We start from the raw sequence: 20,271 nt of genomic DNA, 5'->3' as shown, positions 1-20,271 counted from the left end.
TGGCCTGAAATGACAAACGGCCCTCCACCGTGGAGGGCCGTTCGAAGGCATAGAGGGCGGGCGTTTACCCTGTCCCGCTGAGATCAGGCGGCAGCCTGGCCCGTCGGCGGGGTGCGGACGGCGCGCTGGATCACTTTCGACCAGTTCAGCAGCGACACCATGTGGGCGTAGCAGGCACCCAGCGCGCCATTGTTGCGCAGCTCGAGATACTTTTCGGGGGCGAGCGCGTTCAACTTCTCTTCCGAGATGGCCCAGTAATCGGCCACTTTCTGCTGCGGGCCGACTTCATTGCCCTGCGGATCACGCGGCTGGAAGACGACCGTCTTCTGTTCGAACAGATCCATCGAAGAGATCATCTTGACGAAATCGAGCGTCGCGCGGCGCTGGCGCTCGAATTCCTTGCAGAATTCGATGGCGTCATTGGTGAACTTGCTCGGCTGGCCGTTCTCGAAGAAGGCGACATCCGGCTGGTTCGAGACCATCGGCGCGGCGCGGTCGACGCAGAGCAGCAGGCGGTCCGAGGCTTCGTCGGCCGCGAACACGAACGGATAGCGGCGCACGAAGGCGGGGATGTAGTGGTCTTCGACGACCAAGCCATTGGCATCCACGAACAGGTTCTGGCCCTGACGTACACCCATGACAGCAACCGGCGTGCGCTCATCACCGACGAAAATGATCGGATAGGAGGCGGCGCAGACACCAAACTCGGTGACCGTAACCGGCACGGCATGCGCTTCGCGCAGGAAGGCAAAAGGTTGCGCAACCTGTTTCACACCAAGACCGCCATGGGTTTCAGCCGAAAGGGGCTGCGGCTGCTTGTAGAACAGGACTTGTCCGGTGATGGGCGATTGTCCGCCATTCGCGGTGGGCATGGTCACGGGGCTGAACTCCTTGAGAATTTGGCGGGAGCGATACCGGAAATATACACTGGCCACAACACCCGAACCGGGCTCAATTACAGTCTGAGTACCGTGAAAAAAACGTCATGCGCTTGAACACCCTACCCGGCCGTCCTGCAGTGCTCGCTTTTGCGGGCGTTTTGCTCGCTTCTGTTGCGCTTGTTGGATGTTCGGGCGGCGCTGATCCGGAAGGTACGCCCAGGCGCATCGCCCGCGAAGTGGACCGGACGCTCATGACGGTGGCGCAGAACGAACTGGTGCGCGACCCCGAGCTCGCCACCCGTCTCGGCCTGTTGCCGGAAACGGCCGGATTCCCCTTCGGCCGCTATCTGACCGACCGCTCGCAGGCGGCCTTCGAGCGTGCGCGTCTTGAACGGCTCGAAACCCTCGATGCTCTTGTGCGGACCGCCCGCCCGGCCCCCGGCAGCGCGCTGGCCCGCAACCTCGACACCGTGATCGCGGCGCATGAAGCGGCCGAAGCGGTGCTGGTATCGGGCCATGGCGCGGGCGACCTGTCGGTCTTCTACCCCTATGTGGCCGATCACATGAGGGGCGCCTATCTCGATGTGCCGGAACTGCTGGTGCGCTTCCAGCCGATGGAAACGCCCGAGGACTTGGACGCCTTCCTTGCCCGTATGGCACAGCTGCCGGGCGCGCTGGATGACGAGCGCCGGCGCCTCGACGCCGACGCCCGCGCCGGTGTGGTGCCGCCTGCACCAATCCTGCTGCGCATGCAGACCGTGGCGGCCGCCGGCGCGCTGGAGACGCCGGACACATCCTTCCTTGTACAGACGTTTGACAATCTGTTGAACGGGGTCTCCGGCCTGACACCGGCGACGCGCGATTCCTATTCGAAGCAGATGCGTACCGTTTTTACGGGCTCGCTTCTGCCCGCCTATGGACGTTTTGCCGATGCAGCCGGCAAGCTGATGGAGTCTGCGCCGGCAGAGCCGGGCATCTGGCAATTGAAGGATGGCGACAGGTATTACCGCGCCGTCCTCGCCGCCTACACGGGCACTTCGGAAACACCGGACGCCTTGCACGCACGTGGCCTCTCGGACGTGGCCCGCCTGACGGAGGAACTGGACGCGGCTCTCACCGAAGCGGGTCTTGTCGAAGGCACGGTCGGCGAGCGCCTGGCCTTTCTCGCCCAGCAGCCCGGCCAGCTCTACGAGGATTCCGATCTTGGCCGCGCCGCGCTGATTGAACGGTTGTCGAGTCTGACCACCCGCGCCAGCGCAGTTGTCGAAGACCAGATCGGTCCTGTGCCGGCCTCGGCCGTTACGGTCAGCATGGTGCCGCTCGCCTTTGCCGCATCGGCGCCTTCTGCCGCCTATACACCGCGCACCGCCGACGGCCGGAACCCCGCCCGGTTCGAGATCAACCTGACGCGCATGAGCGACTGGCCGGACTACAGCCTGCCGACACTGGTGTTCCACGAGACGCTGCCCGGCCACCATCTTGAAAGCGCGATGACGACGGAAAACGGCGGACTGCCGCTGGCGCGCCAGTTGATCTGGAATGTCGGCTATGGCGAGGGCTGGGCATCTTATGCCGAAACGCTCGCCGATGAGGGTGGTCTTTATACGGACGACCCGCTTGGGCGGATCGGCTATCTGCAATCGATGCTGCTGCGCGCCGCGCGGCTGGTCGCCGATACCGGCATCCACCAGCAGAAATGGACGCGCGAACGCACCGTGGCCTACATCATCGCGGTGACAGGGCTCAGCCCGGAAGCGGCCGGCGACGAAGTTGACCGCTACAGCGTCTGGCCGGGCCAGGCGGCCGCCTACTGGATCGGGCGCCAGCGGATCCTCGATCTGCGCGAACGGGCCCAGCGAGTCCTCGGGCCCCGGTTCGAGCCGAAGGCATTCCATGCGGCGATCTTGGGAGGGGGGCCACGCCCGCTCGACATGGTCGAGGCCGACGTGACCCGCTGGTATACGGAAGCCGGGCGCTAGGCGGCTAGACGGACCACATTGTCCGAACGGTGGATCGGCTGGAAGCCGGCTTCGAGGTCGGCCACCATGTGCTTGCGCAGATCGCCTTCAAACTCGAGGGAGATGAACACCGCGCTGGCGCCATAGCGTTCCGCCTCGGCGAAGGCCCAGATCGGCTGGATGTCATGCGGCTTGCCGGAGAGTTCCATCACCCGGAAAATGCGCCAGCCGCAGGCTTCAGGAACCGCGAAGATGGCAACACCCGGCGCCCGTGCCCAGGGCGCATCAGCTGCCGCCCGCTGGAAAGACCATGCCTTGCCCGATTGACCGCGAAAGCTCACTGCGTTGCTCATGTTCCTGCTCCGTTCCGATGTTCTGTTCCTACTCTGTTCCAGATTGGTTCGCAAGAAGTTTTTGGTAAACAAGGGGTTAATTCCCGCGTGGAATCCGTTAACGGACGATCGTGAACTTGCGGCTCTCGAAGACGCGCAGCACCTGCTTGAGCTCACGTCCGCGCCGCAACACCTGACCGCCCAATCCGTAGACGGCATACTGGCCCTGCCGGTTGGCGAGAGCGGGTTCCTTCTCGATCCGCCAGGTCGGGCTTTCGGCATGACGCCGGAAGATTGCGAAGGTGGCCACGTCGCGCCCGAAGCCGATCGAATAGTCACGGGCCTCTCCGGCAATCACCAGCCGGCCGTACACATCCAGAATGGGCTGCAGCTCGCTCTTCTGGAAAGCGACCACGGGATCGGACGCAGGCTTGCGAGACGGGAACTCGGACATCGATGACAGTTCCGCATAGCTTGGCGCCGCCGTCCAGCCCTTCCAGGAGCTAACTGCGAATTAATCCGCTTTTCCCGAAAACGCCGCTTTTCGGACTTGCCGCCGACACAGCACACCGCCATCTTTGAATTGTCGGGCGGAGGCGTTTAACAGGTGCTCCAGACCCATCAGCCCCCCCAGCCCCCTGGGGCGCTTGATCAGCTTCTGTCCGACACCTCCCCCCATTGAAGACGAGCCGGTGCGCGTTTAGCGCTTGCCGAACCTTTCGAGCACGGGCTTCACGATCCGTCCGGCCTTCTGACCTATACCGGAAACGGTTGCGAGCCGGCGGGCGATGAAGGCGTCAAGGTCTTCCGGCGCCGGATGGTCGGCCCAATGCAGCACAATGGACGGCACAACCGCAGCCAGAAGGCCGCGCTTGGAATAGCGGTTATAGTCCTCTGACAGGTCGCCCGCCGCAGTCCAGATCAAGTCCGCGACTTTCCAGGTCCGCTCCAGCGCGGGGCCCGCGCCCCAGGGCAGGAAACCCCGGCTGGCGGCGCGGCGTACGGCTTCACGATTCGGCTCCAGCGCGTCCAGCCAGGCCAGGACACCGGTTTTCACACGTTCCGGAACACGCAGCGCGCCCATGTCGACCTCCGCCAGCGCGGCGCGGGCCCGTGCTTCGGCATCGTCAAAAAACCCGTCGATGAGGTCGACGACACCGTTGGGCGCCGCGAGGGCGCGTTCACCTTGTGTAAGCCCGGCACGCACCGCTGCGGCATCGGCGGCAGCTTGGGTCCACCCTTCGAAAGGCACATCCGGGACCAGTTCGTCCAGCCAGCGGCGGCGAAGAAGTCCGGAAGGCGTTTCAGTCATCGTAAATTCCCCGCAGGCTAGGGCTTGGCGGAACGGCACAGCCCGTGATATAGGCCGCGCTTTCCGGGCTGTCAGGCCCTGTCTGCCCCAATTCCCGGGCCGTTGCCCGAACCGAACCTGATGGAGAAGTCCTATAGTACAGATCGTCGTCCGCGATAATAACGTCGAACAAGCCCTGCGCGCGCTGAAGAAGAAGATGCAGCGTGAAGGTCTGTTCCGGGAAATGAAGGCGCGTCAGGCGTTCGAAAAGCCGTCCGAGAAGAAAGCCCGTCAGCGCGCCGAAGCCGTGCGCCGCGCCCGCAAGCTGGCGCGCAAGCGCGCCCAGCGCGAAGGCATCGTGTAAGACACCGGCGATCTGTGGATCGAACAAAAAAACCCCGTCAGCTCCGGCTGGCGGGGTTTTTTTTGCCGCGCAGAAAGTCCGAAGCTGACAAGAGTTTCACTTGCGATCCGGGCCGCCATTCCTTTGCAACGAGTGCCGATCAGGAGCCTCCCATGCGTTTGAAAACCCTCGTGTCTTTCGCTGTCTTGCCGCTTCTCTTCGGCGGCGCATCGCGGCCTGAGCCCGTCAACTGGCAGGTCGTGCCGGTCGTGACCGAAGGCGTTATCACCGGTTTCGACATGTCGCTGAGCTTTCCGGGCGACCAGGACGGCGAGACCATGCTCCGTCTGCCCGATGACTGGGGCGGTGAACGGGAACTCTATCGCGGACTTTGGGACATCAAAGCCCCGGGCACCGAGCTTGTCGCGAGCGAGATGCCCGGCGAACTTGTGTTGCGCCACAAACCCGGCGCACAGTTGACCCTCAACTGGAAAGTCGGCGGCGGGCCGGACACACCGCCGGCCAAACAGGGCGGCAATGATTACCGGCCGCGGTTCACGCCCGACTACATGCTGGTGATCGGCTATACGGCCCTGCCCTGGCCCGAGACCCTCAGCAACGAGACGCCCGCACACGTTGTCCTCGAACGGCCGGACGGCATCACGTTGATCTCGGACCTCGACCATGCCGCCCCCTCAGGGCGCACCACGTTTGGCGACCTCGCCCAGAGCGTGATGTTCGGCGGCAATGTCCGTGTCATCTCCGCCGGCAGCGCGCGCCTCGCGATCACCGGGCAGTTCGAAGAGATAGACGACGCTTTCTGGCAGGACACGTTCACGCGGATCGCCGCCGCCGAGCGCCGGTATTGGAAATCAAAGGACCAGCCCTTCCTCGTTACCGTGATTTCAGAACCTTACGATCCGGAGGTCCTTTCGTTCGGAGGCACCGGACTCGGAGACGCCTTCTCGATCTTTGCGGGTGCCAACATGCCGCGCGCCGACGTCGCGCCGCTGATTGCCCACGAAATGATGCACAGCTGGATTCCGCACAAGATCGGCCGGATGCCGGAGGAAGACGAAGCCCGGATGTATTGGCTGTCGGAGGGCTTCACCGAATGGTCCACGTTCCGGCTGCTGACGCGTGCCGGCATCTGGTCTGCAGACGACTTCGCGGCGGCCTTCAACAAGTCGGCCGAAGCGTTTGACATGTCATCCTTCCAGGAGGCCACCGCCGATGAGATTTCCGATGGATTCTGGTCCAACCCGGACATTGGCCGCCTCCCCTACCAGAAAGGACTGCTGATCGCGTCCTGGCTCGATGGGCAGGTGCGCGCGCGGACCAAAGGCAAGCGCGATCTCGATGATGTCCTGCTCGCCATGCAAGGCGCCGCAAAACGACATCCCGACGCGTCCGCTCACGATCTTCTGATCAAGTCGGTCATGAAGGTCGCACGCTGGGATCCGTCAGCAGAGATCGAGGCGATGGCCATGCAGGGCGGGGCCGTCGATCTGCCTGCGGACTTTTTCGAACCTTGCGGCGAGATCACAGTGTCCGGGCGGAAAATGTGGGAGCGAGGTTTCGACTTCTCGGCCACGGCCGCCAATAGCTGGAAGATCCAGGGCGTCACCGAGGGCAGCCGCGCCTATGAGGCCGGGCTGCGCAACGGGATGGAACTGCGCAAATGGTCCGAGAGTTCCGACGACCGCGACCCGGCAAAAGAGGCCACCGCAGGTGTCACCCATGGCGACGGGGTGAAATTCATCACGTGGCTACCGGAAGGCCAGGACGTCCGGCAGGTGCGCAAGCTCGAATTGTCCAACGGATTGTCCGCCGGGCAGGAGGCCGCCTGCCTGAAGCTGCTCTCGGGGCTCTAGGCTGTCTTGGGCTTCAGGCCGATCGCCGCCTTGATCATGCCGCCAAGATCGCCAATGCCTGCGCCATGCACGGCCCCGGCGCGGTAGACCTTGGTCGCGCCCCACACTATGAGCGCGGTCGTGATCGCCATCAGGCCCATCTGCGCGAGGATCTCCCAGAGCGGCGGATCCTGCGGAATGCGCAGGATCAGCAGGAACGGCGTGAACAGCGGGAACCAGCTCGCATAGTCGATGATCGGCGAGCCCGGATCCTGGAACGCGATGAAGATCGCAAACATCGGCAACATCAGCAGGATCATCATCGGGCTCAGCAGGGTCTGCGCTTCCTGGATCGTGTCGCAGAGCGAACCGAGCGCCATGAAGATGGCGCCGTAGAGCACATAGCCCAGCATGAAGCTGATCAATGCAGGGATGATCAGGCCGGGATTGGTCGCTGCCGCAACGAAGGGCGCCACCATGTCCATCAGCGCGGGTGACTGGCTCGCCGCGAAGGCCGAACCAGCGGCCGCAAAGACCGACCAGGACAGCATCATGGTTGAAGTCACTGCAAACACGGCAAGCAGCTTGCCCGCCAGAAGTTCCGGCAGTTTCACCGAGGTCAGCAGCGTGTCGAAAATCTTGTTCGACCGCTCCTCAATGGTGCCCATCAGCAGGTACTGGATGATCGAGAACACCATGAGCCAGAGGAAATAGGCAAGCGCCCCGGCGACAATCGCCGGCGCGCGGTCGGCCATGGTGACTTCGGAGCCGCCGGTTTCGGGCTCGGCCTCACTGCGCAAGCGGAATGCTGTGACCGGAAGCGCGGCTTCATCCACCTTCTTCAGGAAATCGGCGCTCAGACCCGCTGCCAGCAAGGCATCGCGTCGGCCAAGGTCGCGCATGGCCGTCTCGGCGGCATAGTGCAACATGGTGACGTTGACGTCGGTGCTCCAGTACTGGAGCGCGCCTCCGTCTTCGGTCAGCAGGAAAACGGCAAACAATGGCTTGTCGCCGTCGGGCCCGGCCACCGTTTTCTCGCCGAGCAGATAGGGCCGCAGGTCCTCGATCGTCCGGGCGGGCGGCGCGACCTGGATGAATTTGCGGGGCGTGGCTGCGGCGACCTGCGCGCTCGAGACATCGACCTGCATATCTGCCGCCAGGGCGGCCGTTTCTTCCGCGGCGCGGGCCTCGCTGCGGGCAAACTCTGCATCAATGGCCTCGGAGATGACGCCCGACGGTTCAACCACCGCATAATAGCGCACCGGCGACGAAGAGGCCGCGAAATAGCCGAAGCTGCCGCCGATGATGATGAACAGCGGCACCGCCGCCAGGCTGAGCCAGAAGCCCCAGGCTTTGACATAGCCGAGGAAGTCGCGCCGGAAGATCAGGTAGATATTGCGCATCAGGCAGCCTCCACTTCCGTCACGGACGCAGGCGCATCGAGCGCAGCCGCCTCCGCTTCGCCGACCAGGGAAACGAACACGTCGCGCAGGCGGGCTTCTTCGGGCTGGAAGCCCAGGATCGGTGCACCGGCTTCCAGCGCCGCGCGCAGCGCGTCCTGCGCGCCAAGACCTGAAGGAAACTCAACCCGCCAGCTATCGCCCGGGCCCTTGTCGGCGGCGCGGTGCGCCTCGAACCCTTTCGGGCGCATCACCGCTGCGAGGTCAAACCCGTGCTCCACCGCCATGCGCGCGCCCTGCCCCAGCGTGGCATAGGCCGCGTCCAGCGAACCATCGAACACCTTGCGGCCGCGGGCCAGCATCACGATCCGGTCGCACAGGCGCTCGGCGTGTTCCATCACGTGCGTCGAGAACAGGATCGTTGCGCCGCGTTTGTGTTCGGCGCGGATCAGGTCTTCCAGTGTCTGCTGATTCATCGGGTCGAGCCCCGAAAAAGGCTCGTCGAGGATCAGGAAATCCGGCCGGTGCGCCAGTGTGGACAGGATCTGCACCTTCTGCGCCATACCCTTTGAGAGTTTCGAGATGCGCGTTGCCTTGAAGGCACCCAGACCGGTCGCCTCAAGCAGTTCGTTCGCGCGCGCCTTCGCATCCGCCGCACTCATGCCTTTGAGGCGTGCGAAATAGGTGATCGTGTCGCGTGCGCTCATCTTCTTGTAGAGGCCGCGCTCCTCGGGGAGGAAACCGACATGGCGCAGGTTGGAGATGTCCGGCGCCCGGCCGAACAGGGCGACCGACCCTTCATCCGGCTGCATCACACCCAGCGCCATGCGCAGGCTGGTCGACTTGCCGGCGCCGTTGGGTCCCAGGAAGCCAACGATCTGACCTTGCGGGACATCGAAGGAGAGCGCTTTGACGGCCGTGAACGCGCCGAAGCGTTTGGTCGCGCCAGACATGACCAGTGGTGCGGCACCCATGGGCGACCTCCTTGAACGGCTGATATCGAGACTTTAGGGCTGCTCGATAAAGTTCAAGGGGTATGCCGCCGAAGCCCTTAGGACCCGGTTAAGCACAAGTCTTCGATTGCGGGCGGAGACGCTTTAAAGAACCGCGCCGAACAGCCAGATGAACGCCTGAACGACCAGTGCGAGGCCGATCAGCACGACAACCGTCGCCATCCAGCGTCCACCGAGGTTCATCAGGAGGCCCGCGGCAAAGCCGACAATCGCCATCAGGCCGAGCGAAATCGTCCAGTCGAGGCCGATCGCGAGCGACAGCACCGCATGTCCGACCATCAGCACGGTGATCAGGCCGCCCCAGACGCTGCCCGTCAGGAAGCCGTGCCAGGTCGCCTGCTGGTCCCGGATATCCATATCGCCGTGGTGATACTCTTGGCTGGCCATGATTGCCCTCTCCGGTCCGGTTTGTTCGCTTCTGCCGCCTTCTAGCGGGCACCGCACGCGCCATCAAGCGCGGCAAAGCGCCCCTCCGGATCGCCGGTTCAGTTGACGGGCTGACGCGATTTGCGTTTCGGCGGTTTCGGCGCGAAAGGCGCAGGCAGGGGCACGGCCGGAACCCCCTCTTCAGCCAGCGATTCGCGCTCCTCAGGCGTGGTTTCGCCCCAGATCGGCCGGTCGTCCTGCTCGCCATAGAACATCGCGCGCGCTTCCTCGGCGAAATCGCTGCCGACATAGTCGAAATTCTCGGCCACATGGGCGCGCGCCTTGGCCGCAAATTCAGCCAGCAGCTTTTCGGGATCCGGCGCGGGTGTCTTGCCCTTAGTGGTTTTCACCGCGGGGGCCATGATCTGTTTTTCGACCTTGCGTCCGTCGCATTCCGGGCACACCATCAGGCGGCGTTTGGCCTGTTTGTCATAGGCATCTGAGGAGGCGAACCAGGCCTCGAATGCGTGGTCACAGTCGCCGCAGGCCAGAGCGTAGCGGATCATGAACGAGCCCCTCCCCTCAGGCGCCCGCCAGCAGCGGGTCCAGCTTGCCCGCACGGTCCAGCGCCATCATGTCGTCGCAGCCCCCGATATGCGTGTCGCCCACGAAGATCTGCGGGAAGGTGCGCCCGCCGCCGGAGCGCCGGATCATCTCTTCCTTCTTGGCCGCATCCATACCGGCATCGATTTCATTGAAATCGGCCTTTTTCTCCTTCAGCAGCGCCACAGCGCGCGAACAATAGGGGCAGAACTGACGTGTGTAGATCGTGACCTTGGCCATATTATAATCCTCTCGCGTCCGGCACCTTCATTCTGCCGTCACTGGTTTATTATATGGTAACGTCCGTTTCCCGGACAACGCGGGCCCGCACAAGCACGTCAACCTGCCGCGCTCCGCCGTGTTTCAGGGCATGCGTGCACGCCGAAAGCGTTGCCCCGGTTGTCAGGACGTCATCCACCAGCAGCCCCCTTTTACCCGGGATCGCGGCCACGCGGCCGGACCGGACCTTGAAAGCCCCCGAAACGTTGCGCCGGCGGGCCCGGCCGGCCAGCCTGACTGGTTGAACCCGCGCATCACGAGCCGGGTGTCGTGCAGCGGCGCCGGTACAAGAACGTCCACCTCGTCGATCAGCACCCCGCCGGCTTGGCGCATCCAGCCGGCCAGCGTGGGCAAGCCGTCGCACCGCCCGGCCGGTTTCAGGTCCAGAATCGGTCGCCGGGAGGTCTCATCATTGATCAGGGCGACCCGCGCCCGGTCCCAGCGCGGCGGGCGGACCAGATACGCCGCACACCAGGTCTCGTCGCCCGTCCGGTAGTCGAGCGGCACGCCGCAGCGGTCAGAAGAAATCGGCCGCCCCCGCGGAGAAACGCCTTGGCCCGCGCCTGCCCCCCGGGCATATCCCTTGCCATGCCGCCGACCCCTCCTGCCCCGCCGCAGATCTTCGACCGCGCACGCCTTGCGGCGCGCCGCAACCGTGCGGCGAAAACTTTCGCAGACTATGACTTCCTGCGCCAGCGCGTCATCGCGGACCTTGAAAGCCGGCTGGACGACACACCGCGCCGCTTTGCGCGGGGGTTGGAACTGGGCGCGGCCGGCGGTGAGCTCTCCGCGCGCCTGGTGGCCAGCGGTAAGGCGCACGCGATGATCGCCGCCGATACCGCGCCGGACTTTGCCGCCGCCGCAACCGCCCGCGGACTGGAGACGGCACAAGCCGACGAAGAAGCCCTGCCCTTCGCGCCTGCAAGCTTTGATCTGGTGGCCGCGCCGCTCACCCTGCACTGGGTGAATGACTTGCCCGGCGCGCTGGCGCAGATCCGCCGCATCCTCAAGCCGGATGGCCTGTTCCTCGGCGCCCTGTTCGGGGCCGGCACACTCGCAGAATTGCGCAGTGTGCTGACGGAAGCGGAAACCGAGCTGATGGACGGGTTGGCCCCGCGTCTGTCACCCTTGCCCGGCCTGCGCGACATGGCAGGCCTCCTGCAGCGCGCCGGTTTTGCCTTGCCGGTAGCCGACCGGGACACAGTTACGGTTCGCTATGCGGACCCCGCACGGCTCCTGGCCGATCTGAAAGGCATGGGTGAGCGCGCCGCGTTTGCGCGGGGCACCGCCCGGTCGCTGCCGCGCCGTGTGCTGGCACGGGCGCTCGAGCTTTACACGGAACATTTCCGCGAACCGGACGGCCGCGTACCGGCCACGTTCGAAATCCTGCATGTTCTGGGTTGGGCGCCTGCGCCGAGCCAGCCACAACCGCTGAAGCCCGGAAGCGCAAAGATCAGCCTCGCGGACGCCGTGCGCAAGGCGCAAAAGGACGCCCCCTGAGGATCAGACCAGATTGTCTTCGATCAGTTTGTAGTTGCCGTCGTTGGCCATCGCGAAATTGGTTATCGCCGCAAGGATGCCGACGACCATCAGCGCGGCAATCATGCCGTACTCGACCGCCGACGCGCCCGATTCATCCGCCAAAAGCGACTTGAAGGTTCGAAGGTGCGTTTCCGTGTTCAGGTCTTTAGGTCCTTGATGCGAGCCAGTCGAACAGAGGCAGGTCTGCCGGTGGCGCGGGATAGTCTCTCAGCCTGGACGGTTCGACCCATGCGACGGCCTGGCCTTCGCGCGGGCGGATCGGTCCGGACCAGCTTGTGCAACCGTACAATGGCATCAAAAGATGAAAATGGGGGTAGCCGAAGCTGGCGAAAGTGAGCGGCGTCAGCGACGTATCGTTAACCTTGAGCGTCAGCTCTTCCTGTAGTTCCCGCACCAGTGCCGCCTCGGGCGTCTCACCCGGCTCAAGCTTTCCGCCCGGGAATTCCCAGAGGCCGGCAAGCGCTTTGCCCTCCGGTCGCTGCGCCAAAAGGATACGGCCCTGATCGTCGAACAGGGCCGCCGCCACCACCAGCAGGACCGGCGTGGTCATGTCCGGTAAGCGCCGTTGATGTCGACATAGCCGTGCGTCAGATCGCAGGTCCAGACGGTCGCCGCGAACTCGTCGACACCGAGGTTCACACGGATCGTGAACTCCGGCTTGGCGAAGACCGCGCTGGCGGCAGCCTCGTCATAGTCCGGCGCGCGGGCGCCGCCCTTGGCCACCTGGACATCGTCAAACCAGATGGCGAGTTCCTCCATCACGATCGGCTCCAGCGACTTGCCGACCGCCATCACCACGCGGCCCCAATTGGCATCGCCCGCCGCCATGGCGGTCTTGATCAAGGGCGAATTGGCGATGTGGCAGGCCACGATCTTGGCCGAAAGCTGCGAGACGGCCCCTTCAACACGCACTGTGACGAACTTGCTCGCCCCTTCCCCGTCCTTGACCACTTGCAGCGCCAGATCGAGGCAGGTGGCATGGAGCGCCGAGGCGAAAACCGGGAAGCGCGTATCATCGCGCGAGAGGATCGGCGGCTCGCCGGTTGCGCCGGTGGCGAACACCATCAGCGTGTCTGAGGTCGAGGTATCGCCGTCGACCGTGATCGAATTGAAGGTCTCGTCGACGATGTCTTCCAGAAGGTCCTGCAACAGGTCCGGCGCCACAGCGGCATCGGTGAATACATAGGACAGCATTGTTGCCATGTTCGGCATGATCATGCCCGAGCCCTTGGCGATGCCTGCAAAAGCTGTCGGCACGCCGGCGAGATCCACGACGCGGCCCGACCCTTTCGGAAAGGTGTCCGTCGTCATGAAGGCGCGCGCACACGCCTCCCAGTCCGGCAGCGCCAGTTTCGCAGCGAGGTCCGGCACGATTGCGCCGATGAAGTTCGGATCCTTCAACGGCTCGCCGATGACGCCGGTCGCCGCAAGGAAACAGGTCTCCTTCTCGACCCCGAGGGTCTCAGTCATCGCCTTCAGCGTTGCCTCGTTTTTCTCGACCCCTTTCGGGCCGGTGAACGCATTCGAATTGCCCGAATGCGCGACCAGCGCGCGGGCCTTGCCGCCGCCCGCTTTCAGCGCTTCGCGGCACCAGCGCACGTCAGCGGAGGCTGTTCTGGAGACGGTGTAGACACCGGCGCAGGTCGTGCCCTTCGGAAAGGCGAAGAGGAACACGTCGTTCCGCTCGATGCCCCGGCGGGCATAGAAACCGCGCGAACCGGCCGCGCCGCGCAGGCCCTTCACTTCAGGCAGCGACGGGAAGGATTCGGGCGCGAAGGGCGAAGGTGTCAGTTTCAAAGATCGTCTCCAGGCGGCAGGTTGACCGGCGCGGGGATCCCCGGCTCGGTGGTCGGAACGTATGTCTGGCCGGAACCTTGCTCGATCGTGGCCTCGGTCCGCAGGCGGCGCAGGATGCGGCTCACCTCGTTCAGGGTCAGGAAGGTCGCGATTTCGGGCCGCATCTCTTCGCGCGTCTTGGGCGGCTCGGTGCGCCGGTCCTTCACTTTCAGGATGTGCCAGCCTTGCGAGGTCTGGAAGGGCGGCGAGACTTCGCCCACCGGCGTGTTGGCAATGACCACCGGGAAGGGTTCAGCGAGATCGTTCGGCGCCACATAGCCGAGATCGCCGTTCTCCATCCGCGTGCGGGTGTCTTTGGAATGATTGAACACCAGGCTCTCAAACGTCTCGCCCTGCTCGACGCGCTGAAAAAGCGCGTCCGCCTCCTCCTTGGTATCGACAAGGATATGCGCCACCGAAACCTGGTCATTGGCCTGCTGCAGGAGGACCTGCTCGGCATACATCCGGTCGATCGCCTCTTCGGTGACCTGCTCGGAAACCAGGCTCTCGACCAGCAGGTTGCCCAGGATGCGCTCCTGCGCCATTTCAAGGCGCCGCTGGCTGGCTGGATCGCGGTCGAGAGCCCGGCGGCGGGCTTCCTGCGCCATCAGCTTCTGGTCGACCAGCTGGTCCAGGACGATCCGGAACTCGTCGTCATCCGGGCCGAAGTCCTGACCGGCATTGATCAGTCCCCGGGCCACAGCCTCCAGTTCCACGTCACCGGTGAAGACCGGATCACCGTTGACATAGGCTGCGACAGTCTGATCCGGGGCGGCGATTTCGGCCTGATCCGGCTGCGCCTGCTCGCACGCGCCAAGCGCTGCCACGAGGGCCAGCGCGGCCAGAACGGGCAAACGACCCGCTGAAATCAAAGGTCTGGTCGTCATGACAGGCACCCTCATCGACTGAGGGCGCCGCATTGACACCCTTTGGCGGCGTTCTTAAGTCTGCCCCGCGTGCTGGTCGAGTAGTTTCAGCCAGGGTAAGCGCGGTGGGAGTGGGTCTCGATATCCTGTAAGCTGGGCTTCAGGATTTGGAATTTTTATCCCCAAAACTGGTTGGTGCTGCCTCACATGCTCTCTATTGCCCGCAAGATTTTCGGAACCGCCAACGAACGGAAACTGAAGCCGCTGGTCGCCCGGGTGAACCGGATCAACGCGCTCGAGCCGATCATGGAAGCGCTGTCCGACCAGTCGCTGAAGGGCAAGACCCAGGAATTCCGCAAGCGCCTCGCCGATGGCGCGACGCTCGACAGCCTGCTGGAAGAGGCCTTTGCGGTCGTTCGCGAAGCCGCCAAGCGCGCCAACAACATGCGCCACTTCGACGTCCAGCTGATGGGCGGCATGGTGCTGCACTCCGGCGCCATCGCCGAGATGCGCACCGGTGAAGGCAAGACCCTCGTCGCCACGCTCGCCGCCTACCTGAACGCCCTCGAGGGCAAGGGCGTGCACGTCATCACGGTCAACGACTACCTCGCCGCCCGCGACGCCGAATGGATGGGCCGCATCTATGGCGCCCTCGGCATGACCACTGGCACGATCGTGCACGGCGTCACGGACGAACAGCGCAAGGCGGCCTACGCGGCCGACATCACCTACGGCACGAACAACGAGTTCGGCTTCGACTACCTGCGCGACAACATGAAATACTCGCTGGACCAGATGGCCCAGCGCGGTCACCACTTCGCCATCGTCGACGAGGTCGACTCGATCCTGATTGACGAAGCGCGCACGCCGCTGATCATTTCCGGCCCGACCGACGACCGCTCGGACCTCTACATCAAGATCGACAGTCTGATCCCGCGCCTTGAGCCGACCGATTTCGACCTCGACGAAAAGCAGCGCTCGGTCGTGTTCTCCGAGCCGGGCGTCGAGAAGATCGAGGCCTGGCTGTCCGAGCTCGGCCTGCTCGAAGGCTCGCTGTGGGAGCCCGGCAATATCTCGCTGGTGCACCACTCGAACCAGGCCCTTCGCGCCCACAAGCTGTATGCGCGCGATAAGGACTATATCGTCAAGGACGGTCAGGTGATGCTGATCGACGAGTTCAACGGCCGCATGATGGAAGGCCGCCGCCTGTCCGAAGGCCTGCACCAGGCTATCGAGGCCAAGGAACGCGTCGACATCAAGCCCGAGAACGTCACGCTTGCCTCGATCACCTTCCAGAATTATTTCCGCCTCTACAAGAAGCTCTCCGGCATGACCGGTACGGCGCTGACCGAGGCCGATGAATTCCTCGATATCTACAAGCTGGCCGTGGTTGATCTGCCCACGAACAAACCGATCCAGCGCAAGGACGAAGACGATGTCGTCTACCGGACGGCCAAGGCGAAGTATGCCGAGATCGTCAAGGAAGTGAAAGCCGTCCACGCCAAGGGCCAGCCGTTGCTTCTGGGTACAGCTTCGATCGAGAAATCCGAACTCCTGTCGAACCTGCTCACCGCGCAGCGCATTCCGCACAAGGTGCTGAACGCACGCTATCACGAGCAGGAAGCCTTCATCGTGGCGAATGCCGGTGTGCCCGGCGCGGTCACGGTGGCCACCAACATGGCTGGCCGCGGCACCGACATCCAGCTTGGCGGCAACCCAGACATGCGCCTTGCGCAGGAACGCGCCGAGAAGGAAGCCGCCCTCGGCCGCGCCCTCTCGGACGGCGAAGTCTCCCTTCTGTCGGCGCAGATCCGGGCCGATATCGAAGTCAAGAAAAAGCAGGCGCTGGACGCCGGCGGCCTCTACGTTCTCGGTACGGAGCGCCACGAAAGCCGCCGCATCGACAACCAGCTGCGCGGACGCACAGGCCGTCAGGGCGACCCCGGAAAATCGAAATTCTACATCTCCATCGAAGACGACCTGATGCGCATCTTCGCCGCCGACCGGATGGACGCCGTCATGCGCCGCCTCGGCATCAAGGAAGATGAGGGCATCACCCACCCGTGGATGAACAAGGCGATGGAAACATCGCAGCGCAAGATCGAAGAGCGCAACTTCGAGATCCGCAAGAACGTCCTCAAGTATGACGACGTCATCAACGACCAGCGCAAAGCAATCTTCGAGCAGCGCTTGGACTTTCTGCGCTCCGACGATGTGTCCGACACCATCGCGGACATGCGGGAATCCGTGATTGACACGCTGGTTACCCGCACGATGCCGGAAAAGGCGTATGCGGAACAATGGGACATTGAAGGCCTCGCCGAGGGCCTGCGCACCGATCTCGCGATCGACCTGCCGGTCAAGGAATGGGCCGCCGAGGAAGGCGTCGCCAACGAGGAAATCGCTGCACGCATCCTGAAAGCTGTCACCGAACAGTATGAAAACCTCACCGCTCAGGTCGGTGTCCAGCAGATGCGCCGTATCGAGAAGCAGCTTTTGCTTCAGGTGCTGGATCTGCGCTGGCGCGAACACCTGCAGCATATCGACCAGCTGCGCTCGGTCATCCACCTTCGCTCCTACGGCCAGCGCGACCCGCTGAACGAGTTCAAGAGCGAAGCCTTCAACCTGTTCGACACCCTGCTCGGCGAGCTGCGCGCGACGGTCACCCGCTCGCTGATGCACATCCGCGTGCAGGCGGCCCCGGCGCCGGATGCCGCGCGCCGCCCTGCCGCAGTGCCCCCGCCGCCCAAGGCGCCTCCGGTCCACGAAACAAAGCTCGATCCCGATACCGGGGTGAACGAGATGGACCCGGACGACAAGGATACGCCGCCGGGCCAGCCGCTCTACCAGGCCGAAGACGACTGGTCGAATACGCCGCGCAATTCGGCCTGCCCTTGCGGTTCAGGCAAGAAATACAAGCATTGCCACGGCGCGATCGAGACGCAGAAAGCGTAACGTCGCCGCGCGGCGGCCGGAGTCTATTTCTCGCCGGACGATTTGCCGGACTGGCGGACAACCCAGATCGTGATTCCGGCCATCACCAGGATCAGGACTGCGAACCCGGCTGCCCCGGCAACTGCAAGCGGGTCAACGGTAAGATTGTTCATCGTCATCATTACACATTTTCTCCCATCCTACCCTTCGGCCTTCAGCCGGGCGTAGATCTCATCCTTGAGCTTCAGGCGCTTCAGGCGCAGCTCGGCCTGCGCCGCGTCACTGGCCGGCTCGAGATCGGTTTCCATACGGTGAATCTGCCGGTTCAGCTCGTGATAGGTGTCGGCCAGCCGCGCGAAATGTGGGTCGGACGCCTTCAGGGCGCGGATCTGATCAACGGAGTCGGGGAATTCCTCGACGAGTTCGTGCGGCGTATGGGACATCGGCTAGGACCTTCCAGATTTGGATTTCTCCAGTCTTTCTGGGACATGGCCACGCCGTTCGGTATCGCGGAATCTACCTAGCTTTCGGAAATGCACCAGCCCGGCTGAGCGCGGACGAGACACCGTGGCCCAGCACCGATTCCAGCCAGCGCGCGGTATCGATCATCTGGGTCAGATCAATGCCTGTCTCATAGCCGGCCCGATGCAGCATCCAGATCACGTCTTCCGTCGCCACATTGCCGGTCGCCGCCGGGGCGAAGGGGCAACCGCCAATGCCGCCGCAGCTGGCATCGATAACATCGACGCCCGCCTCGACGGCCGCAAACACATTCGCTAACCCTGCCCCGCGCGTGTCGTGGAAATGCATGCGCAATGTCACGTCGGGCGCCTCGATCCGTACGCGGTCAATCGCGCGCTTCACGTCCCATGGCGTCGCAGCGCCGATCGTGTCGCCGAGCGCCAGCTCGGCGATGCCGGTGCGCTGCGCCTGCGCCGCAAGGTTTCCGACTACGCCGAGATCGACATCGCCGTCATAGGGATCGCCGAACGCCACCGAGATCGTCGCCGACAGCGGCAGGCCCGCCTCGTGCACCAGCGGCGCACACTTCGCGAGCATGTCGGCGCTGTCCTGCGGGCTCATGCCCTGGTTCTTTCGTCCGAAGGTCTCGCTCGCCACCAGAACGAAATTGATCTCGTCGGCCTTCGCCTCGATCGCCCGGCGCACACCGGTCTCGTTCAGCGCCAGTGCGATATGCTTTGTTTGCCCGCCCCGGTTCAGTCCGGCGAACACTTCCGGCGAGTTCGCCATCTTGGGCACGGCCTTCGGCGAAACGAAGCTGCCGGATTCCATCCGCGTCACGCCGGCCGCTTCCAGCCGGGCAATGAATTCCAGCTTCTCGTCCACCGTCAGGTTGGCCGGGTCATTCTGGAGTCCGTCGCGAGGACCAACCTCAACAATATGTATCTGACGTTTCATCCGTAGGCTTACTTCCCTGTGAACGCCGGCGCGCGCCGCTCGACGAAGCTGGCGACGCCTTCCTTGAAGTCGTGTGTGGCAAAACTCTTTTCCATTTCCCCATCCGCCACTGCGAGCGAGTCGGCATAGGACTGGAAATAGCTCTCGCGGATCTGGCGCTTCATGATCGCCACCGAGCGCGGCGAGACTTGTGTTGCGAGGTGCTCGGCAAGATCGTAAACAAACGGCATCAGCTCCTCCCCCGCCAGTGCGCGATTGACGAGGCCGAGCTTCTCTGCCTCTGCGCCGGTGAACTTGCGCGCCGTGAACAACAGATCGAGCGCATTCGCCTCGCCGACAAGACGCGGCAGCTGCCAGGCGATTCCATGCTCGGCAATCAGGCCGCGCTGCGAAAACGCCGTGGTGAACTTCGCATCGGCCGCCGCATAGCGCATGTCCGCAAACAGGGTGAGGATCAGGCCGATCCCGGCGCATGGCCCGTTAATCGCCGCGATGATCGGCTTCGGACAGGCGAACATGTGGCCGAACCGGCCGGGAAATGTTTTCTCGAGCTCGCTCACCGGTTTCGGCTTCAAGTCGGGAATCTTCGCCTGGTACTGCTCGCCCCCGCTCGCCTGGATCGACTGCAGGCCGTTCATATCCGCCCCCGCGCAGAAGCCCCGGCCCGCCCCCGTGATCACGATGCAGCGTACCGCGTCGTCGGTGCCGCCCGCGCGGATCGCGGTTTCGACCTCGGTCTGCATGATGCCGGTCCAGGCGTTCAGCCGCTCGGGGCGGTTCAGCGTGATCGTCAGGACACCGTCCTTGGTCTCAGCAAGAATTTCCCTGTATTCGGCCATCTTCGTCTCCTCGATTTTCTGTATTGCGACCTTAACGCCCTTTCGCCGTTCTTGTCAGCCGCTCCCGGCGGCGCTTGACCCGCCGGGAAGCCGCTCCTACGCCTCAACAGCATGACAGACTTTGCTCCTCCCCTCTCCGGTTCCGCCCAGGACGAAACCCTTGAGCTGCGTCCGAAATTCGACGCCAGTGGCCTGATCGCAGCCATCGCGCAGGATGCGGAAACCGGCGAAGTGCTGATGCTCGCCTGGATGAATTATGAGGCCCTGCGCCAAACGTTGGCCACGGGGCGCGCGACCTACTGGTCGCGTTCACGCGGCGCGCTCTGGGTCAAGGGTGAGACCTCCGGCCATACGCAAGAGGTCGCCGAAGTCCGCGTCGATTGCGACCAGGACGCTGTGCTGTTGAAGGTGCGCCAGACGGGCGGCGCCTGCCATACCGGCCGCGACAGCTGTTTCTACCGGGTCGTCGGCGCCGATGGCCGCGCCCTTTCCGCAGACGGCGAAGCGGACTAGGCT

25 protein-coding genes are annotated in these 20,271 nt (G+C 64.0%); 6 read left to right on the top strand and 19 right to left on the bottom strand.

The window, feature by feature from the left end:
• Window positions 1-83 precede the first annotated feature (83 nt).
• A complete protein-coding gene (locus tag GC148_RS08930; protein ID WP_291070372.1) occupies window positions 84-872 on the bottom strand; it encodes a SapC family protein in 789 nt (262 codons plus the stop codon).
• A 113-nt stretch (window positions 873-985) separates the two neighbouring features.
• On the opposite strand from GC148_RS08930, the gene GC148_RS08925 reads away from it, so the two are divergent.
• Window positions 986-2,860 carry a DUF885 domain-containing protein gene (locus tag GC148_RS08925; RefSeq protein WP_291070328.1) on the top strand — a complete coding sequence of 625 codons (1,875 nt, stop codon included), beginning with the start codon at window positions 986-988 and terminating at the stop codon, window positions 2,858-2,860.
• On the opposite strand, the gene GC148_RS08920 is transcribed toward GC148_RS08925, so the two are convergent.
• The 3 genes from GC148_RS08920 to GC148_RS08910 form a co-directional block, all read right to left on the bottom strand.
• Complete coding sequence (locus GC148_RS08920; RefSeq protein WP_291070327.1) at window positions 2,857-3,192, bottom strand: hypothetical protein; 336 nt, start codon at window positions 3,190-3,192, stop codon at window positions 2,857-2,859. The two genes, GC148_RS08925 and GC148_RS08920, sit on opposite strands and share 4 nt — an antisense overlap.
• Window positions 3,193-3,289: 97 nt before the next feature.
• Window positions 3,290-3,625, bottom strand: a complete 336-nt coding sequence (locus GC148_RS08915) for a DUF2794 domain-containing protein (RefSeq protein ID WP_291070326.1) — start codon at window positions 3,623-3,625, stop codon at window positions 3,290-3,292.
• A 246-nt stretch (window positions 3,626-3,871) separates the two neighbouring features.
• The gene (locus GC148_RS08910) at window positions 3,872-4,483 is read right to left on the bottom strand and encodes a COQ9 family protein (protein ID WP_291070325.1); all 612 of its coding nucleotides are present in this window, start codon (window positions 4,481-4,483) and stop codon (window positions 3,872-3,874) included.
• A gap of 133 nt (window positions 4,484-4,616) precedes the next feature.
• Here GC148_RS08910 and rpsU point away from each other — a divergent pair, with 133 nt between their 5' ends.
• Together rpsU and GC148_RS08900 are read left to right on the top strand one after the other, a co-directional pair.
• Window positions 4,617-4,826 (top strand): 30S ribosomal protein S21, encoded by a 210-nt coding sequence (gene rpsU, locus GC148_RS08905; protein WP_034739875.1) that lies wholly within the window; start codon window positions 4,617-4,619, stop codon window positions 4,824-4,826.
• Between the two features lie 152 nt (window positions 4,827-4,978).
• Window positions 4,979-6,679 carry a hypothetical protein gene (locus tag GC148_RS08900; protein ID WP_291070324.1) on the top strand — a complete coding sequence of 567 codons (1,701 nt, stop codon included), beginning with the start codon at window positions 4,979-4,981 and terminating at the stop codon, window positions 6,677-6,679.
• Here the strand turns inward: GC148_RS08900 and GC148_RS08895 are convergent.
• From GC148_RS08895 to GC148_RS08870, 7 genes are all read right to left on the bottom strand, one after another.
• The gene (locus tag GC148_RS08895; RefSeq protein ID WP_291070323.1) at window positions 6,676-8,061 is read right to left on the bottom strand and encodes an ABC transporter permease; all 1,386 of its coding nucleotides are present in this window, start codon (window positions 8,059-8,061) and stop codon (window positions 6,676-6,678) included. The two genes, GC148_RS08900 and GC148_RS08895, sit on opposite strands and share 4 nt — an antisense overlap.
• Entirely contained in the window at window positions 8,061-9,032 is a 972-nt protein-coding gene (locus GC148_RS08890) for an ATP-binding cassette domain-containing protein (protein ID WP_291070322.1), read from the bottom strand. The genes GC148_RS08895 and GC148_RS08890 overlap by 1 nt, the downstream gene beginning before the upstream one ends.
• A gap of 123 nt (window positions 9,033-9,155) precedes the next feature.
• Window positions 9,156-9,458 (bottom strand): aa3-type cytochrome c oxidase subunit IV, encoded by a 303-nt coding sequence (locus GC148_RS08885; RefSeq protein ID WP_291070321.1) that lies wholly within the window; start codon window positions 9,456-9,458, stop codon window positions 9,156-9,158.
• Window positions 9,459-9,556: 98 nt separating this feature from the next.
• The gene (locus GC148_RS08880; RefSeq protein WP_291070320.1) at window positions 9,557-10,003 is read right to left on the bottom strand and encodes a DUF1178 family protein; all 447 of its coding nucleotides are present in this window, start codon (window positions 10,001-10,003) and stop codon (window positions 9,557-9,559) included.
• Between the two features lie 16 nt (window positions 10,004-10,019).
• Window positions 10,020-10,280, bottom strand: coding sequence for a glutaredoxin 3 (grxC, locus tag GC148_RS08875; protein WP_291070319.1), 261 nt, complete (start codon window positions 10,278-10,280; stop codon window positions 10,020-10,022).
• A gap of 49 nt (window positions 10,281-10,329) precedes the next feature.
• Complete coding sequence (locus GC148_RS15935; protein WP_366063499.1) at window positions 10,330-10,458, bottom strand: hypothetical protein; 129 nt, start codon at window positions 10,456-10,458, stop codon at window positions 10,330-10,332.
• On the bottom strand, window positions 10,443-10,826 hold the full coding sequence (locus GC148_RS08870; protein ID WP_291070318.1) for a hypothetical protein: 384 nt from the start codon (window positions 10,824-10,826) through the stop codon (window positions 10,443-10,445). Before GC148_RS08870 ends, GC148_RS15935 begins: the two co-directional genes overlap by 16 nt.
• An 81-nt stretch (window positions 10,827-10,907) precedes the next feature.
• Between GC148_RS08870 and GC148_RS08865 the strand changes: the two genes are divergently transcribed.
• Entirely contained in the window at window positions 10,908-11,819 is a 912-nt protein-coding gene (locus GC148_RS08865; RefSeq protein ID WP_291070317.1) for a methyltransferase domain-containing protein, read from the top strand.
• Window positions 11,820-11,822: 3 nt separating this feature from the next.
• Here GC148_RS08865 and GC148_RS08860 read toward each other — a convergent pair whose 3' ends face one another.
• The 4 genes from GC148_RS08860 to GC148_RS08845 are packed head-to-tail and all read right to left on the bottom strand — an operon-like array spanning window position 11,823 to window position 14,584.
• Window positions 11,823-11,963 (bottom strand): Flp family type IVb pilin, encoded by a 141-nt coding sequence (locus tag GC148_RS08860; protein ID WP_291070316.1) that lies wholly within the window; start codon window positions 11,961-11,963, stop codon window positions 11,823-11,825.
• A gap of 43 nt (window positions 11,964-12,006) precedes the next feature.
• The gene (locus tag GC148_RS08855; protein ID WP_291070315.1) at window positions 12,007-12,411 is read right to left on the bottom strand and encodes a (deoxy)nucleoside triphosphate pyrophosphohydrolase; all 405 of its coding nucleotides are present in this window, start codon (window positions 12,409-12,411) and stop codon (window positions 12,007-12,009) included.
• A complete protein-coding gene (argJ, locus tag GC148_RS08850; protein ID WP_291070314.1) occupies window positions 12,408-13,658 on the bottom strand; it encodes a bifunctional glutamate N-acetyltransferase/amino-acid acetyltransferase ArgJ in 1,251 nt (416 codons plus the stop codon). The genes GC148_RS08855 and argJ overlap by 4 nt, the downstream gene beginning before the upstream one ends.
• Window positions 13,655-14,584 carry a peptidylprolyl isomerase gene (locus GC148_RS08845; RefSeq protein ID WP_291070313.1) on the bottom strand — a complete coding sequence of 310 codons (930 nt, stop codon included), beginning with the start codon at window positions 14,582-14,584 and terminating at the stop codon, window positions 13,655-13,657. Before GC148_RS08845 ends, argJ begins: the two co-directional genes overlap by 4 nt.
• A gap of 186 nt (window positions 14,585-14,770) precedes the next feature.
• Here GC148_RS08845 and secA point away from each other — a divergent pair, with 186 nt between their 5' ends.
• Window positions 14,771-17,518: a preprotein translocase subunit SecA gene (secA, locus tag GC148_RS08840; RefSeq protein WP_291070312.1), complete on the top strand. Its 2,748-nt coding sequence runs from the start codon at window positions 14,771-14,773 to the stop codon at window positions 17,516-17,518.
• Window positions 17,519-17,541: 23 nt separating this feature from the next.
• Here the strand turns inward: secA and GC148_RS08835 are convergent, their stop codons facing one another.
• The 4 genes from GC148_RS08835 to GC148_RS08820 all read right to left on the bottom strand — a co-directional run bounded on the left by GC148_RS08835 (window position 17,542) and on the right by GC148_RS08820 (window position 19,755).
• Window positions 17,542-17,670: a hypothetical protein gene (locus GC148_RS08835; RefSeq protein ID WP_291070311.1), complete on the bottom strand. Its 129-nt coding sequence runs from the start codon at window positions 17,668-17,670 to the stop codon at window positions 17,542-17,544.
• Between the two features lie 27 nt (window positions 17,671-17,697).
• Window positions 17,698-17,940, bottom strand: coding sequence for a YdcH family protein (locus GC148_RS08830; RefSeq protein WP_291070310.1), 243 nt, complete (start codon window positions 17,938-17,940; stop codon window positions 17,698-17,700).
• 73 nt (window positions 17,941-18,013) lie between these two features.
• Window positions 18,014-18,916, bottom strand: a complete 903-nt coding sequence (locus tag GC148_RS08825) for a hydroxymethylglutaryl-CoA lyase (protein WP_291070309.1) — start codon at window positions 18,914-18,916, stop codon at window positions 18,014-18,016.
• A gap of 8 nt (window positions 18,917-18,924) precedes the next feature.
• Window positions 18,925-19,755, bottom strand: a complete 831-nt coding sequence (locus GC148_RS08820; protein WP_291070308.1) for an enoyl-CoA hydratase — start codon at window positions 19,753-19,755, stop codon at window positions 18,925-18,927.
• 111 nt (window positions 19,756-19,866) lie between these two features.
• On the opposite strand from GC148_RS08820, the gene hisI reads away from it, so the two are divergent.
• The gene (gene hisI, locus GC148_RS08815) at window positions 19,867-20,268 is read left to right on the top strand and encodes a phosphoribosyl-AMP cyclohydrolase (RefSeq protein WP_291070307.1); all 402 of its coding nucleotides are present in this window, start codon (window positions 19,867-19,869) and stop codon (window positions 20,266-20,268) included.
• Window positions 20,269-20,271 lie beyond the last annotated feature (3 nt).

This window comes from Hyphomonas sp., from assembly GCF_016125515.1.
Classification (GTDB): Bacteria; Pseudomonadota; Alphaproteobacteria; order Caulobacterales; family Hyphomonadaceae; genus Hyphomonas.
This window is presented reverse-complemented; position numbering and strand designations above follow the sequence as displayed.

Bases quoted from the DNA above. Each gene is read 5' to 3' on its own strand.
- GC148_RS08930 (WP_291070372.1), bottom strand. From the start codon at position 872: ATGCCCACCGCGAATGGCGGACAATCGCCCATCACCGGACAAGTCCTG.
- GC148_RS08925 (WP_291070328.1), top strand. From the start codon at position 986: ATGCGCTTGAACACCCTACCCGGCCGTCCTGCAGTGCTCGCTTTTGCG.
- GC148_RS08920 (WP_291070327.1), bottom strand. From the start codon at position 3,192: ATGAGCAACGCAGTGAGCTTTCGCGGTCAATCGGGCAAGGCATGGTCT.
- GC148_RS08915 (WP_291070326.1), bottom strand. From the start codon at position 3,625: ATGTCCGAGTTCCCGTCTCGCAAGCCTGCGTCCGATCCCGTGGTCGCT.
- GC148_RS08910 (WP_291070325.1), bottom strand. From the start codon at position 4,483: ATGACTGAAACGCCTTCCGGACTTCTTCGCCGCCGCTGGCTGGACGAA.
- GC148_RS08900 (WP_291070324.1), top strand. From the start codon at position 4,979: ATGCGTTTGAAAACCCTCGTGTCTTTCGCTGTCTTGCCGCTTCTCTTC.
- GC148_RS08895 (WP_291070323.1), bottom strand. From the start codon at position 8,061: ATGCGCAATATCTACCTGATCTTCCGGCGCGACTTCCTCGGCTATGTC.
- GC148_RS08890 (WP_291070322.1), bottom strand. From the start codon at position 9,032: ATGGGTGCCGCACCACTGGTCATGTCTGGCGCGACCAAACGCTTCGGC.
- GC148_RS08885 (WP_291070321.1), bottom strand. From the start codon at position 9,458: ATGGCCAGCCAAGAGTATCACCACGGCGATATGGATATCCGGGACCAG.
- GC148_RS08880 (WP_291070320.1), bottom strand. From the start codon at position 10,003: ATGATCCGCTACGCTCTGGCCTGCGGCGACTGTGACCACGCATTCGAG.
- grxC (WP_291070319.1), bottom strand. From the start codon at position 10,280: ATGGCCAAGGTCACGATCTACACACGTCAGTTCTGCCCCTATTGTTCG.
- GC148_RS08865 (WP_291070317.1), top strand. From the start codon at position 10,908: ATGCCGCCGACCCCTCCTGCCCCGCCGCAGATCTTCGACCGCGCACGC.
- GC148_RS08855 (WP_291070315.1), bottom strand. From the start codon at position 12,411: ATGACCACGCCGGTCCTGCTGGTGGTGGCGGCGGCCCTGTTCGACGAT.
- GC148_RS08845 (WP_291070313.1), bottom strand. From the start codon at position 14,584: ATGACGACCAGACCTTTGATTTCAGCGGGTCGTTTGCCCGTTCTGGCC.
- secA (WP_291070312.1), top strand. From the start codon at position 14,771: ATGCTCTCTATTGCCCGCAAGATTTTCGGAACCGCCAACGAACGGAAA.
- GC148_RS08835 (WP_291070311.1), bottom strand. From the start codon at position 17,670: ATGAACAATCTTACCGTTGACCCGCTTGCAGTTGCCGGGGCAGCCGGG.
- GC148_RS08830 (WP_291070310.1), bottom strand. From the start codon at position 17,940: ATGTCCCATACGCCGCACGAACTCGTCGAGGAATTCCCCGACTCCGTT.
- GC148_RS08825 (WP_291070309.1), bottom strand. From the start codon at position 18,916: ATGAAACGTCAGATACATATTGTTGAGGTTGGTCCTCGCGACGGACTC.
- GC148_RS08820 (WP_291070308.1), bottom strand. From the start codon at position 19,755: ATGGCCGAATACAGGGAAATTCTTGCTGAGACCAAGGACGGTGTCCTG.
- hisI (WP_291070307.1), top strand. From the start codon at position 19,867: ATGACAGACTTTGCTCCTCCCCTCTCCGGTTCCGCCCAGGACGAAACC.